At 48.3% G+C, this 13,564-nt stretch carries 13 protein-coding genes; 2 read left to right on the top strand and 11 right to left on the bottom strand.

The features are described from left to right. Positions 1-125: 125 nt before the first annotated feature. Positions 126-623: a TlpA family protein disulfide reductase gene (locus F1E05_RS04590; protein ID WP_150047158.1), complete on the top strand. Its 498-nt coding sequence runs from the start codon at positions 126-128 to the stop codon at positions 621-623. A gap of 319 nt (positions 624-942) precedes the next feature. On the opposite strand, the gene F1E05_RS04585 is transcribed toward F1E05_RS04590, so the two are convergent. The 11 genes from F1E05_RS04585 to F1E05_RS04535 all read right to left on the bottom strand — a co-directional run bounded on the left by F1E05_RS04585 (position 943) and on the right by F1E05_RS04535 (position 12,976). Next, positions 943-1,143: a hypothetical protein gene (locus tag F1E05_RS04585; protein ID WP_150047157.1), complete on the bottom strand. Its 201-nt coding sequence runs from the start codon at positions 1,141-1,143 to the stop codon at positions 943-945. Between the two features lie 432 nt (positions 1,144-1,575). Then, positions 1,576-2,424, bottom strand: coding sequence for a polyamine aminopropyltransferase (gene speE, locus F1E05_RS04580; protein WP_150047155.1), 849 nt, complete (start codon positions 2,422-2,424; stop codon positions 1,576-1,578). A 148-nt stretch (positions 2,425-2,572) separates the two neighbouring features. Beyond that, a complete protein-coding gene (locus F1E05_RS04575) occupies positions 2,573-3,469 on the bottom strand; it encodes a phosphoribosylaminoimidazolesuccinocarboxamide synthase (protein WP_150047153.1) in 897 nt (298 codons plus the stop codon). Positions 3,470-3,647: 178 nt separating this feature from the next. Next, positions 3,648-4,508, bottom strand: coding sequence for an HDOD domain-containing protein (locus F1E05_RS04570; protein WP_190303249.1), 861 nt, complete (start codon positions 4,506-4,508; stop codon positions 3,648-3,650). 32 nt (positions 4,509-4,540) lie between these two features. Then, entirely contained in the window at positions 4,541-6,721 is a 2,181-nt protein-coding gene (locus F1E05_RS04565; RefSeq protein WP_269473506.1) for an EAL domain-containing protein, read from the bottom strand. 484 nt (positions 6,722-7,205) lie between these two features. Beyond that, positions 7,206-7,643: a hypothetical protein gene (locus tag F1E05_RS04560; protein ID WP_150047148.1), complete on the bottom strand. Its 438-nt coding sequence runs from the start codon at positions 7,641-7,643 to the stop codon at positions 7,206-7,208. Between the two features lie 328 nt (positions 7,644-7,971). Further along, on the bottom strand, positions 7,972-8,442 hold the full coding sequence (locus tag F1E05_RS04555) for a hydrogenase maturation protease (RefSeq protein ID WP_150047146.1): 471 nt from the start codon (positions 8,440-8,442) through the stop codon (positions 7,972-7,974). Positions 8,443-8,448: 6 nt separating this feature from the next. Continuing rightward, positions 8,449-9,939 (bottom strand): Ni/Fe hydrogenase subunit alpha, encoded by a 1,491-nt coding sequence (locus F1E05_RS04550; RefSeq protein WP_150047144.1) that lies wholly within the window; start codon positions 9,937-9,939, stop codon positions 8,449-8,451. Positions 9,940-9,951: 12 nt separating this feature from the next. Then, a complete protein-coding gene (locus tag F1E05_RS04545; protein ID WP_150047142.1) occupies positions 9,952-10,488 on the bottom strand; it encodes an NADH-quinone oxidoreductase subunit B family protein in 537 nt (178 codons plus the stop codon). Beyond that, a complete protein-coding gene (locus F1E05_RS04540; protein WP_150047140.1) occupies positions 10,475-11,194 on the bottom strand; it encodes a 2Fe-2S iron-sulfur cluster-binding protein in 720 nt (239 codons plus the stop codon). The genes F1E05_RS04545 and F1E05_RS04540 overlap by 14 nt, the downstream gene beginning before the upstream one ends. Before the next feature lie 3 nt (positions 11,195-11,197). Beyond that, entirely contained in the window at positions 11,198-12,976 is a 1,779-nt protein-coding gene (locus tag F1E05_RS04535) for an NADH-ubiquinone oxidoreductase-F iron-sulfur binding region domain-containing protein (protein ID WP_150047137.1), read from the bottom strand. A gap of 35 nt (positions 12,977-13,011) precedes the next feature. On the opposite strand from F1E05_RS04535, the gene F1E05_RS04530 reads away from it, so the two are divergent. Then, positions 13,012-13,476: a DciA family protein gene (locus tag F1E05_RS04530; RefSeq protein WP_150047135.1), complete on the top strand. Its 465-nt coding sequence runs from the start codon at positions 13,012-13,014 to the stop codon at positions 13,474-13,476. Positions 13,477-13,564: the final 88 nt, after the last annotated feature.

Genomic DNA, 13,564 nt, shown 5'->3' with positions numbered 1-13,564 from the left:
CGTCTGTTGTAGCGTCCTAATTAAGTGGCTTAAGCGAAAATATGTGATGAACGAAAAACGAATCCGATACAAACCAAACCCGCGTTCTTGTTACAGCCCCATAACGCACATGTCAATATCGGCCTATGCGCACTAAAAAACTTTTAATTTTTGCTTCAGGAGTATTGATAGCATGCATGTCCATTGTTTCCTTATATAGACACAATCATGACGATCACATCCCAAAAACCAGCTTTGTAACGATAAAGGGGGAGACAATCAATTCAGCTGATTTGAAACAACATCCTGTGATCGTTAGCTTTTGGTCTACCGACTGCCGGACTTGCATTCAAGAAATTCCGATACTGAGCTCTTTGCATGCCCGATACAATCATCGCGGATTAAAGATTATCGCCATAGCCATGTCTTACGATCCACCTAATCGCGTGTTGGAAATTGCAACAGCCATGCAGATACCGTATTCCATTACTTTAGATCCAACCGACGCTTTAGCAAAAGAATTCGGCGGAATAACATTCACTCCGACCACTTTACTTATATCGCCGACTGGAAAAATTGAATGGAAAAATATCGGAAAATTGGACCTAGAAAAAATTGAAAAGCAACTGGAAAGTTTTATATAGAGGGGACTTGAAAAACACTATAACTTACAGACAGGTAAATTTTAAATGGGGAGTATACATATTGTGGCTGACCCTACAACCTCATTTTTTACTTCCTAAGTAGAAATACTTTTTTTAACAAACTCAATGTAAAAATAAGTTTCATATTTAATTCCAATCGCCATTGTCGTTTTTTGTTTTGAAGCGAAAGAATCAAAAGCCCGTTTTAATATATAAAGTCAAACAATACCTTAGACAAGCTCAATAAACAAAAAGCCAATTACAACAACGATTCAAATTACCCATATTTAAGCCTTAAATTCAACTTATTACAAAACTATTAGACGGCTCTCAAGTAGCCGCTGTCTGTTGTAGTCGACTGCTTTTCATTAGATTTGGTAGAAATGTTTTCTTTACTTGAATAAGTTTGTTGTTTGCTTTTAGTCGCTTGAGGCAAATCTTTATCTGCAGGTAGCAAAAACACCAATGCAGCAAATGCTGCCAACGTAATTACAATATTAAACATCTTAACCTTAACCATTAGGATCACCCGAATTATTGTTGTTTATTCTCTACGAGCTTGAAAATTCGCGTCAGCAAAAGCAGCGCCCAAAATCGGCCTCGAGATTACTAGGGAAAATGCTATTTGTATGCCAAGTTATTCACAATTGCCCACCATTCCCGGAAAGATTCGAAAACAAATGTCTCGACTGAGCACTACCGCCTGATTTCGTTAGAGAATTTATCCCGTAACGCAATATTATGACTAAGTTTGCCTTGAAGAAATTAAGCGTAAATTAAAGCGGCTTAGAACTTTACTGATGACTAGACTGCCAACACATGACAGATATGTCATGTGTTGGCAGAGATGGAAACGTGCTAGCAAACACATTCGACTGCGTTTAAATGTAGATGTCTACAGCAGCAAATGACTATATATCAATGATTAGACTGCTAAAACAGCTTGACGCCTTTATTTCAACACATGTTTTCTGAAAAACTCAGGCATGGCTAAACTGGCCAGATGAATTTCTCGATTGTAATAGGTCGTGTCGAAATCTTTGCTAGCGCTAGCTTGCTCCCGAAATGCTGACAAGTCGCACTTACCCGCCATAGTCGCACTCCACCATCCGGACGGATAAATGCATTGTGGAAAAAACACAGTTTGCATGTTTTCGAAGCCACCAGCGCGCATTTCTTGCCGCATTTCATTTAGTATATCCATATGCAACAACGCCGATTCGCTTTGTTGGATCACTATTCCATTTTCAGTCAACGCATTAAAACAATCCTTATAAAAATCTGCACAGAACAACCCCTCGGCGGGTCCGACAGGATCGGTACTGTCGACAATAATGACGTCAACGCTATTCGGCTCAGCATCTTTTACCCATTTGATACCATCGATAAATTTCAGCTCGGCACGCGGGTCGTTGTTTGATACGCACAGTTCGGGAAAATAAATTTCCGCTAAGCGAGTAACCCTTTCATCTATATCGATTTGCACGGCTTGTTCTACGGATTGGTGCTTCAAGACCTCACGCAACGTACCACAATCCCCGCCACCAATAATCCAAACTTTTTTCGGATCAGGATGGCTGAACAAAACCGGATGACTCATCATCTCGTGATAAAAAAAATTATCTCGAGTGGAAACCATGGTACAGCCGTCGATGACCATCAGATTACCGAAATGCTCGGTTTCATAGATTTCCAAAAACTGAAACTCGGACTGCTCTTCGTGCAACTTTCGCTTAATTTTTAGAGAAAATGCAGTACCGTTTGCATGCTGCGCTTCGCTGAACCATTCCGCGTCTAGCATAAGTATTCCTCGGGTGTTATTAAAGATTCCTGATTATACTTAAAAACCGGCGACCAACTTAACAATCTTTTTAAATCAATAATTTATTACAACTCAATGACAAAATGAATAGACGTGCGCATGCTCTTAGCTACGTGAATACGGGATATTAATCCCCTATCAAAATGGCTGCAGCTTCGCGATATTTGTCGCTGCATTGCGCAGCAACTTGTTCGGGCAACCGAGGGCCGGGAGGCGTTTTATCCCAGTCCAATGTCTCCAGATAATCCCGCAAGTATTGCTTATCAAAACTTGGCGGACTAATGCCTACGCGATATTGGTCCGCAGGCCAAAATCGAGACGAATCAGGGGTAAGGACTTCGTCTATTAAATGTAAAACGCCATTATCGTCCAAGCCAAACTCAAACTTGGTATCGGCGATGATAATGCCGCGCTGACGGGCAAACTCTGCAGCATAACCGTAGATCTGCAAGCTAACGTTGCGGACTTGCTCGGCAAGGGTTTCACCTAACATACCAACCATTTGACTAAAGCTGATATTCTCGTCATGAACTCCGACTTCCGCTTTACTCGATGGCGTAAAAATCGGTTCAGGTAATTGCTGGGCTTGCTTCAATCCGTTGGGCAAGACAATGCCGCAGACCTTACCGTTTGCTAGATAATCTTTCCAACCTGAACCAATTAAATAACCTCGCACAATAGCTTCTACCGGCAGAGGTTTAAGGCGTTTAACCACAATAGCCCGCCCTTCGATTTGCCGGCGCAGCTCAGGATCGGAAACCGCCTGTTCCAAGCTCAGATCGTCCGCGATGTGATTCGCAATGATATGTTTAGTTTTGTCGAACCAAAAATTGGCTAGTCGAGTTAGAACAAGCCCTTTACCGGGAATCGGATTTGGCAATACCACATCGAACGCAGACATCCTATCCGTGGTGACGATCAAAAGATGCTTCTCGTCGACTTCATACATATCCCGCACTTTTCCACGTCCTAGCAACCTTAGATTTGGCAAATCTGATTGATAAAGTGCGGCTATGTCTGTCATAAAAATACACGGCGAAGAAAAAGATCGCTTATTTTACCATTATTTAATCCGCCCCTCTTTTTAAGTGAGTGCGTGCAACCGTTTTCCTAAAAGGATCCAAGAAATTGGTCGCGCCTAATCAACAATGGCATGAAATGTAAGCAGTTAACAGTCGTGACTTTATGCTTACCGATAATCCTCAGGAAAATATAACGCTAGACAATCTCGAGATTTCTTGGCGTTTCTCGCGCAGACGTTGCAACACCTCGTCTAAACGCTGATGATCGAGCGCTATCCCGCCCCGCTCCCGCAAAGACGGGCTTTGTTCGCTCTCCGAATTCAAAGCATCCATAAGCTCTAACGCATAGCCGACCAATACAGCACTCGGTTCCGCACAATTGGGATAATCCTCGGCACTGTGATACTCGATTGCGGACACCAGCACCTGAGGCAACTTCCACGCCCTGCCGAGCACGCCACCCGCTTCGCAATAATCGATGCCAACGACTTCGCGCAAGGCGGCTCTTACCGAAATGTCATCCCGTTCAGATTTGAGCTGCAACGCCCTCGAAGTTTCTTCGGACCAATTTCCCGCTAACCACAACAAACCTAAATTATGCAGCAATCCAGCCGTATACATCGTGGCGTTATCAGGAACATCAATTCCGACACACATGTCCGCCAATAAAGCAGAAGCCTCGGCAGCCATCAACGCGGTACACCAAAACCGTTCCGGCTCGAACGCCGGGCAACGGCTAATCACATCGAATGAAGCCGTGATGCACAACGAAATGCTTACGCTACGAACTAAAGTTACTCCTAAGCGAATACAAGCTGCTTCCAAACTTTCTATAGGCACCGAAGGCGGAGCCCACGCCGAATTTGCAACAAACAGCAGCCGCGCAGCGATAGCAGGATATTCCGAAATGACTTCGACCAAATCCTTGGGTGTGAGCGAATGCGCTTCAAAGGCTTGTAACAGGCGATTCAAACCGGTAGGCAAAATCGGGGCGGGACGATTGGATAACAAAATTTGCTCTAACTTAGATTTGGCAGCCACGCTAGCAATCCATTATTACCGTAAAAAATTCACTATAGCGGTAAAAAACCGGATACCGCCAATTCGGAAATCCGCTCCGCAGGTACCGGCTTGCTAAAATAATAGCCTTGCGCCAAGTCGCAGCCTACGGCATGCAAATAATGCAGTTGCTCCAGGGTTTCCACTCCCTCTGCAACAACCTTAAACTTCATAATTCTACTCATCGCTAATATTGTGGCTACAATCGCCGCATCATTGGTATTGTTTAAAACATCGCGGATAAACGATTTATCGATTTTCAAACAATCGAGCGGCAATTGAGTCAACGAATTCAAACAGGAATAACCGGTGCCAAAGTCGTCAATGGCGATTTTAATTCCCAAGGTCTGCAACTCCTTAAAACAATCCGAACAATCCACATTCGTTTGCAACACGCTTTCGGTGATTTCCAACTCCAGTGCAGAAGCAGGTATGGCGGTTTCGCGCATGACTTTATCGATTGTTGCCGGCAGAGACTTCGATTCGAAGTGCATAGCTGAAATGTTCACGGCGATGTAATCCAGCTCGACACCTGCCTGCCGCCAAACCATGAATTGCTTGCAGGCAGTGCTTAACACCCACTCTCCTATCGGCGTGATCAAGCCTATACGCTCCGCAACCGGAATAAACTCGTCCGGCGATACCATCCCCCTTTCCGGATCGATCCAACGAATCAACGCCTCTACGGCAACCATTCTGCCATCAAGCAACGCAATCTGAGGCTGATAATGCAAAACAAAACTCCCTAATTCCACCGCTTTTCTTAAATCGTTTTCCAAACTCAACCGCTGCTCCGCCAAGCGCGTCATTTTCGGGTTGTAGAAGGTATACCGATGTTTACCCGCGGTCTTGGCAGCGTACATTGCGCTATCCGCGCACTGCAGCAATGCTTCCGGCGTTTCGGCATCGTCGGGAAATAGAGTAATGCCTATGCTCGCCCGTGGATAAATGCAATTGCTTTCGATCAAAATAGGCTTAGCCAACTGAGTTAAACAACGCTCGGCGACAGTCTCCGGTCTAAAATAGTCTTGCTTATCTTCCAAAATCACACAAAACTCGTCGCCACCGAACCGAGCAATAAAGTCATCTTTACGCAAGCAACGGTCGCTCAGAGTTTTTGCTATGCCTTTAATCAACTGATCGCCAGCCTCATGCCCTAAACTATCGTTAATATCTTTAAAACCATCCAGGTCCAAGAATAAGATGGCCAATCTTCGGCCGTTTCGTGTAGCTTCGGCCAATGCGATTTTTAAATGGCTGACAAACAAACTGCGATTGGGCAAACCGGTTAGTTCGTCATAGGTCACCAAATACGCTAACTGCTCCTCGTTACGTTTACGCTCAGTCACATCCAACATCAAGCCTCTCAGCAAAGTGACGTGGCCTAGCGCATTTTTTTCGGCACTCACCCGTTCGCTTACCCACACCGTGCTGCCGGTTAGCGTAAAAACCCGATATTCAATCGCAAAATTTCCGCCTTCCTGACACGCTTTGGTAAACGCTTCAGCCGTATCGCGCTGATTATCCGGATGAACGATGCGCTGACGCAAACCCGAGTCTTCTAACCACTGTTGCTGCGCGTATCCGAGCAGTTTCTCTACTTTGTTGCTTACATAGCGAAAACGGCACAACGCGACATCGTATTCCCAAACAAAGCCGTCTATGCCTTGGATCAATTCGTGCAAGCGCTTATCCAGCGCCAAAACTGCCTGCTTGTTGGAAAAGTTATAGGCGTCTATGGCAAGTCCCGCGTCCAACAACACGACTTTGCCCAATGCTGCAAACATTCGGTGTAACAACTCGATGTCACCGGACAGCTGGCCGTGGAGCCGGTCGTAAACTTCCGACAAGTATTTCCGGTAAGCGCCGACGTACCATTTAATATCCAAACCGATACGTTCGTGCGCCAAACCAACGTTGAGGCGATCGCAAAAGTAATTTAGGTCGTAATTTCCATCAAGCAGAGAGGTGAAATAGTCCCCTTGGATGCGTTTGAGCTCTTCAATGCCGGTACCGCTAGCGTCGACTATATTTTTTAGTTCCGGAAAAGACAGGATAAATTCGTAAAATGCCTCGGCAATTTCAACCTGCAGAGGTTGCAGCAAATCCTTCGCTTGGGCCAGCATCCGTCTATCCTCATCCGCAAACTCTAAAAAGGACATGCGCCGAGTGATTTCGTCTTCCCCGATGCCCAAAGCGTCGGCAAGCTGGCAATTTGTATCTAGAGAGCTGTTCTTCAAGGTGGGTACAAACTGGATTAAATTTTCCGAAACCGCATCGCGAACCGGGTCAGGCTAATCAAGGCTGCAAGACGGCAGCCATCGCATAAGCATAGCGGTTGATTTCGAGACGGAGAAGCGACGGCAAAAAAATGCTATTCATTGTATTGCTTAAAGTGACGCAACATCTGATTTTCTTGACCTAGCCGGCAAGTTGAAGAGGATGATTGATCCGAATGTATATCAAATTCGAAGCATCAACAACACGAGCGGCTTACCTAAAATAGGTTACCTACTTAAGGCAAACATGGACTGCCTAACCAAGGATGACTGCCGCCACCCTCCGGGCTCACTGAAAAGCCGAATCTTCTCTCTAAAAAAATCCGGCTCTATGTTATGCACAGGCTGCGAGCGAGCCTGTGCGGGAATCTAAGAAAACTCCCAAACGGAATCTTTTCGCTTAAAGGTCCGGCAATCCTGTTATTCCGACTACCGACCAATTGTCGCCATTGTTCACGCCGGACAAATCGTCACCCTCAGTGTACTGAATCCTGCAGACATAGTGGTATAAATTAGTCGGTACATCTTTCAAAGTCACTTCCACTTCCGCGTTAACGATGTATTCGTAGTTTCCCAAACTCCAGGCATTTGCCGGTTGACTGGCAAACTGAGCGCTACCCTCTGAACCGATTTGATTGCTGACATATCGATTACATTGCAAAAACGCCAGATTCGTCATGTCGTTGGAAATAGGCATAGGGTTTGCTGTATCTTTAGACTCGACTAAAAACAAATCCGATGCGGCGATATCGTACATCCACGGTAATAAAAACTTTATTTGCAAGGCTAAAAGGCCTGCTAAACAAGCGACAAACAGGATAATTTTTTTTTTGTTCATAAGTGTGTTGTGCTGGTGTTGTAGTGTGCTTATTAAAATTCTAACAAAAAAAAACGCTTAGATAGCGAATGCTCTATTAGGATACCAAGCACCTAGCAATCATAATCTCGAAACGCTTGATAGACGAATTTCCCCGGCAGTCGCATTTCGTCTGATGGCGGACCTTGAATTTTGGGAGCTGTGAGTCGATATGTCAAAGAAAAAGATTCGATCTTAAGGGGAAAGGTCCATGCGGCTAAACCTCAATCGCATCATTTGACGGCGGTACTGAACTCTGGCCATTCGGCAAAGATTCAGGTTAAAGCGGGCAAAATGGCTTTCCACCCGCTCAATTTGCCGTTATGTTTTCACGAAAAAGCTGGGTAATCCACGCATCGACAAACCCGCAAGCCTGGATCAAATGTTCGGCAGCCGCATGGCTGAGTCCGCTTCCCAATTGAAAGGAACGCGCACGTATACTCAACATATAACTGCAGGGTGGATTTTGCCCCATAACCGCTTGATATACAGCGAGTAATGCCGACGGACTCATAGCATGACTGCTATAACTGTTATCCCGTTCAGGTTGAAGCAACGATAAAGCGTAAGGTCCATCGCCGATAACCGCAGCATCCACAAACAACACCGTCCGACGTCCGCTTAGATCCAGAACATGCTCAATCTGCAACTGAAAATCCGTTAACAGCTCAACGTCCTGCGGGCTATATCGCGACTGCAAATATTCGATTACCTTTGGCCCCAGCGCATCGTCGCCACGACTGGGATTGCCGTAGCCGAAAATCAAAACCGGCGCAACCATCGGTACTCAGCGTACAAAACCGCCGTCGCTATCCCGCGTCAAGCGGTCCAGCAAACGGCCTGCCGAATCGACCAATTCCAGTTGCAAAGGCATTTTGCCGATAGCATGGGTAGCGCAAGACAAACATGGATCGTAGGCGCGGATAGCTACTTCCAAGTTATTCAATAAAGGCTCGGTCAACTCGCGGCCGGACAGATACTCCGCCGCGACTTGCCGTATCGATTCGTTCATCCCCATGTTGTTGCTCGTGGTCGACACGATCAGATTGGCCTTAGTGACAATATCGTTTTCGTCGACTTGATAATGATGAAACAAAGTACCTCGCGGCGCTTCTATCACCCCGATGCCCTCGTAGCGCTTTTCGCCCTTAACGATGAGATCCCGACTTAACACAGCCGCATCGTGCAATAAATCCCGAATACTTTCCGCACAATGCAACAACTCGATCAAGCGCGCCCAATGAAAAGCCAACGTACTATGCACCATCATCGCGCCGCCGTGCAGCTTGAAGTCCACTCGGGCAGACTCGGCCAATGGCGTATCGATGTAATCGCAGTTGTTCAGCCGCGCCAGCGGACCGACCCTATACCAGCCTTGCTCCTTGCCGATTGAAGTCAGATACGGGAACTTCATATAACTCCATGACCTTACTTCTTCCCGTATCAAGTCGTAATATCGGCAATAATCGAAATGGTCGACCAAGATTTCTCCATCGGCATTTTTTGCGCGAATACCGCCGTGGTATAACTCTAAAGCACCATTCGGTTTAATAAGGCCCAAGTAGCTGCTGGGAACGGTAGCGAAAGTATCGTAAAAAGCCTGGTTGGACGTATGCACCTTTTTGATCAAGCCTACCGCCTCCTGCGCCCAAACGATCACTTGTTCGATGTCTTGTAACAGGTAATCCCGCTCGTCTTTGTCGAGCGCCTTATTCATTCCGCCGGCAATCGCTCCGGTTCCGTGCACCCTTTTACCGGATACCATGCGTATCACTTCCTGACCGTATTTGCGTAGTTTGACGCCTTGCATGCCGATGCCGGGATAATCCGCCAACACCGCAACAATATTGCGCCTGCTAATATCGCTTTCGAAACCGAATAACAAATCGGGGCTGGATAGGTGGAAGAAATGTAAGGCGTGCGATTGCAACACCTGGCCGAAATGCAGCAAGCGGCGCAACTTGTCGGCGGCCGGGGTTAAATCCGGCGGATCTACGCCGACTAACTGGTCAATGGCTTTAGCGGCGGCGAGATGATGACTGACCGGGCAAATGCCGCACAAACGCTGCACCATCACCGGCAGCTCCCAGTACGGGCGGCCTTGGATAAATTTTTCGAAGCCGCGAAACTCGACGATGTGCAAGCGCGCTTGTCGGACTTGATTATTCTCGTCCAGTAACAGCGTGACCTTGCCGTGTCCTTCCACGCGGGACACCGGATCCACGGCAACCCGCTTCAACCCGGCCGGATTAGCGGCAGTTTCGAGATGTTCGTACATTTGTCATCCTTATTAGTCGTAATGAACTAATTCATAAGGTAAACTCGGTTCGCGCCCAGCCAATAGCGCACTCAGAAATGTCCAGAACACGTCGGCCGATGGCGGGCAACCGGGTAAAAAATAATCAACCTTAACGATTTCGTGGATGGGATGAACCTTGTCCAGCAACAGAGGAAGTTCCGGATCGTTAGGAATATGCGGATTCTCGACGCCAATTCCGTCCCGATACGCCTCCAGCAAACATTCCTCCAAGGCAAACTGGTTACGCATGGCCGGTAAGCCGCCGTTGATTGCGCAAGCACCAACTGCAACCAGCGTTTTGCAATTTTTGCGAAATTCGCGCAACACGTGCACATTTTCCGCGTTACAAACACCCCCTTCTATCAGGCCAACATCGCAAGGACCGCAGTGCTCTATGTCCGTCAATGGCGAACGATCGAACTCAGCGACCTCAAGCAACGCGATCAGGCGCTCGTCTATATCGAGGAACGACATGTGACAGCCGAAACATCCGGCCAATGACACGGTAGCGACTTTAATCTTGGCCATGTTCCACCTCCCCGGAAAGCGCCACATCACTGATTTGCCGTTGGTCGTAAGTACGCTGACCTATGGGTAAGCGATAAGCACTGCGCTTGATCAGAATGGCTCCGGTAGGACAAATATGAGCAGCGCAATCGTCGACGCTAATGGCGCTGTCTTTCAACGTGCCGCTGACCGAGTTGACGATCAAGCGTTTATTGATCCCGCGTCCGGCGATGTCGAAAACGTTTTTCCGGTCTTTTTCCCGGCTGGCGCGCACGCACAAATTACAAAATATGCAGCGATTATGGTCGATCATGATGTCCGGGTGCGACGCGTCCACCCGCCGATCGGCGTAAAAATGCGGGAAGTGGTTATCCAGCATATTCAAATGGTAAGCAACACCCTGCAACTGGCAATTACCTGATTTCTCACAGGACGGACAAAAATGATTGCCTTCGACGAACAGCATTTGCGTGATTCGCCGCCTGTCTTGCAGCAACTCGTCGCTAGTGTTGATCACCACTTGACCGTCCGCCGCCGGAAACGTACAAGCGGAACAATTGCGCCCGTTCACCTTAACCGTGCAGAGCTTACAACTGCCGTGCGGCGTAAACCCCGGCTTATGGCATAAATGCGGAATATAGATACCCGCCGCAATGGCCGCGTCCATAATGGTTTGGCCGTCCCGATACGGCACGGTCTTACCGTCGATGTTTATCGTGCCCGACATGGTTTACTCCTCCACTTGCGACAAATGCGCCGCGGCGTCGTCGCGATTCGCCATGCGCCGGGCAACAGCCAAAGCGCCGTCCAAATCGAATCCCGGCTCGTAACTGATACGCTTCAGCTGAGCTTGATAAACGTCGGGATAGCGTTGCAAAGTCGACAAAATCGGATTCGCCGCAGTTTGTCCCAAACCGCAATGGCTGTATTGCTTGACCAACCGGCACAGACTTTCCAGCTCCGCCACATCGCCGGCCGAACCGTGACCCTCCACGATTTTATCCAGTTGTTGCTTCAATAACGAAGTCCCCACCCGGCACGGCGTACAAAAACCGCAGCTTTCGTGTGCGAAGAAATGGATAAAATTTTGGGTGATTTGCAAGATATTCCTGCTGTTATCGAACACGATAAACGATCCGCCAGTAGGCAGGTCTTCAAACGCCAAGCAGCGACCGAGTTCCCTATTGGATATAAACGTCCCGGACGGCCCGCCCACTTGAACGCCGAGTACGTCGCGTGCACCACAGTCGTTCAGTATTTGCCGGACCGGGGTACCGAAAGGATATTCATAAATGCCGGGCCTTAAACAATCGCCGCTAACGCTGAGAATTTTGCTACCCGGAGATTTTTCCGTCCCTTGCACGTTAAACCAATCCGCCCCGCGCACGACGATCTGCGCCGCCGCCAGAAAAGTTTCCACATTGTTGACTACCGTGGGTTTTTGCAAATAGCCGCTGCTGACCGGATAAGGCGGACGATTGCGGGGAATGCCCGGCTTACCTTCCAACGACTCGATCAGCGCGGATTCTTCGCCGCAAATATAAGCGCCTGCACCTAACCTAATCTCGATATCGAAATCGAAAGCTTTGTTCAGAATGTTATTTCCCAACAAACCGGCTTGTCGGCGCCGCTCGAGAACAGCCTCCAACTTAGAGTGCAAAAATTCGTATTCCGCGCGCAAATACAAAAACCCTTGCCGGGCGCCTATCAGAAAGGCGCATACCGTCATGCCTTCAAATACCTGATCGGCAAAACTATTCAGCAGCACTCTATCCTTGAAAGTACCGGGTTCCCCCTCGTCCGCATTACACACCACGTAATGGCGGTCGGAAACCTCTTCCGCACAATAACGCCATTTCAACGCGGTCTTAAAACCGGCACCGCCCCGACCGCGCAACCCGGATCGTTCCAACTCGGAAAAGACCTCAGCTCGGTCATGCGCGCATGCGGCCCGAATCGCTGCGCCGCTGTCGAGCGAAGATTTGAGCAATAAACCGGCTTTATATAGATTGTCGTTGACGGCGAATAAGGAGGCTGGCCACTGAGCTAACGGCGCTTGCCGTTCGATCAGTTCCGCGATGAGATCGATTTTTGGCCGATTCAAATTCGCAATAGCGATACCGTTGATCAAAGCCGCCGGGCCTTGATCGCATAACCCGGTGCAAGACGTCGTATGCAAACTGACCATGCCGTCGGCGCGAACCTCGCCAATCGCGACATTCCATCGCTTGGCCGCGTAATGCAGCAGATTTTGCTGGTCCAGCATACGGTCAGTAATCGAATCGCTGAACAGTACCGCGTAACGCCCTTGTGGCGTCAAATGCAGAAAACTGTAAAATTCCGCGACCGCTAGGATTTGAGTGCGTGAAATCTGCAAAGCTTCGGCCAGGATGTCGACAGCCGAAGACGGAATATGCCGAAACTCGGCTTGTACGGCCCTAAGAATAGTCAACAAGCGAACCGGCTGGAATTGCGTCTTTGTCAGTAAAGCCTGTAAAAACGTTCTCATCGTACCACCACCGTTTCCTGATCTATTGCGAGAGTATGAATCTATCGAAAAAAACCGTTTTCAAATCGGCCCTAGGCTATGAAAACCACGCCTTGGCCTATTGTCTGGTGCAGATAGCCGAACAACGGCAGTTGCTGCAGCAAGTGCGCTCCCTATTACCCCAAAATATAGCGGAAAATATCGTACATTGCTTACGTAACCGGCAACGCTTGACGATATATGCAACCTCCTCCGCCTGGGCTACGCAGCTGAGGTTTTATCAGGACACCCTGCTCAACCTTCCGACTACTATCGCTTCCGGCAAAATCGACAAGGTACGCATCAAGATTTTACCGCCGTGGCGGGACATCCGCCCGTTGCGGCCGGCCAGACTGCCTTCGGCCGATACGATTGCAGCATTGGCACCGCATAGTCCGGCTGATAGTGGTGACGAGTTGACACAAGCGATGTCCCGTTTAATGACAACGCTCAAAAGCAAGGCCGAACGACAAACAGACTGAGTAGCGGGCCTGAGCCGGGCTAACCCAGCCTCTCGCGGCTTTCGCCCCTTCCGTACTCGGCAACTGCTCCTGCGTTGCTCTACCTCCT

Source organism: Methylomonas rhizoryzae (assembly GCF_008632455.1).
In the GTDB taxonomy this organism is placed as follows: domain Bacteria; phylum Pseudomonadota; class Gammaproteobacteria; order Methylococcales; family Methylomonadaceae; genus Methylomonas; species Methylomonas rhizoryzae.
The sequence above is the reverse complement of the archived record's forward strand: the minus strand, read 5'-3'. Positions and strand labels throughout refer to the sequence as shown.

Coding starts and splice junctions, on each gene's coding strand:
- speE (WP_150047155.1), bottom strand. CDS start 2,424: ATGCTAGACGCGGAATGGTTCAGCGAAGCGCAGCATGCAAACGGTACT.
- F1E05_RS04550 (WP_150047144.1), bottom strand. CDS start 9,939: ATGTACGAACATCTCGAAACTGCCGCTAATCCGGCCGGGTTGAAGCGG.
- F1E05_RS04540 (WP_150047140.1), bottom strand. CDS start 11,194: ATGTCGGGCACGATAAACATCGACGGTAAGACCGTGCCGTATCGGGAC.
- F1E05_RS04555 (WP_150047146.1), bottom strand. CDS start 8,442: ATGGTTGCGCCGGTTTTGATTTTCGGCTACGGCAATCCCAGTCGTGGC.
- F1E05_RS04530 (WP_150047135.1), top strand. CDS start 13,012: ATGAATCTATCGAAAAAAACCGTTTTCAAATCGGCCCTAGGCTATGAA.
- F1E05_RS04575 (WP_150047153.1), bottom strand. CDS start 3,469: ATGACAGACATAGCCGCACTTTATCAATCAGATTTGCCAAATCTAAGG.
- F1E05_RS04590 (WP_150047158.1), top strand. CDS start 126: ATGCGCACTAAAAAACTTTTAATTTTTGCTTCAGGAGTATTGATAGCA.
- F1E05_RS04545 (WP_150047142.1), bottom strand. CDS start 10,488: ATGGCCAAGATTAAAGTCGCTACCGTGTCATTGGCCGGATGTTTCGGC.
- F1E05_RS04585 (WP_150047157.1), bottom strand. CDS start 1,143: ATGGTTAAGGTTAAGATGTTTAATATTGTAATTACGTTGGCAGCATTT.
- F1E05_RS04535 (WP_150047137.1), bottom strand. CDS start 12,976: ATGAGAACGTTTTTACAGGCTTTACTGACAAAGACGCAATTCCAGCCG.
- F1E05_RS04560 (WP_150047148.1), bottom strand. CDS start 7,643: ATGAACAAAAAAAAAATTATCCTGTTTGTCGCTTGTTTAGCAGGCCTT.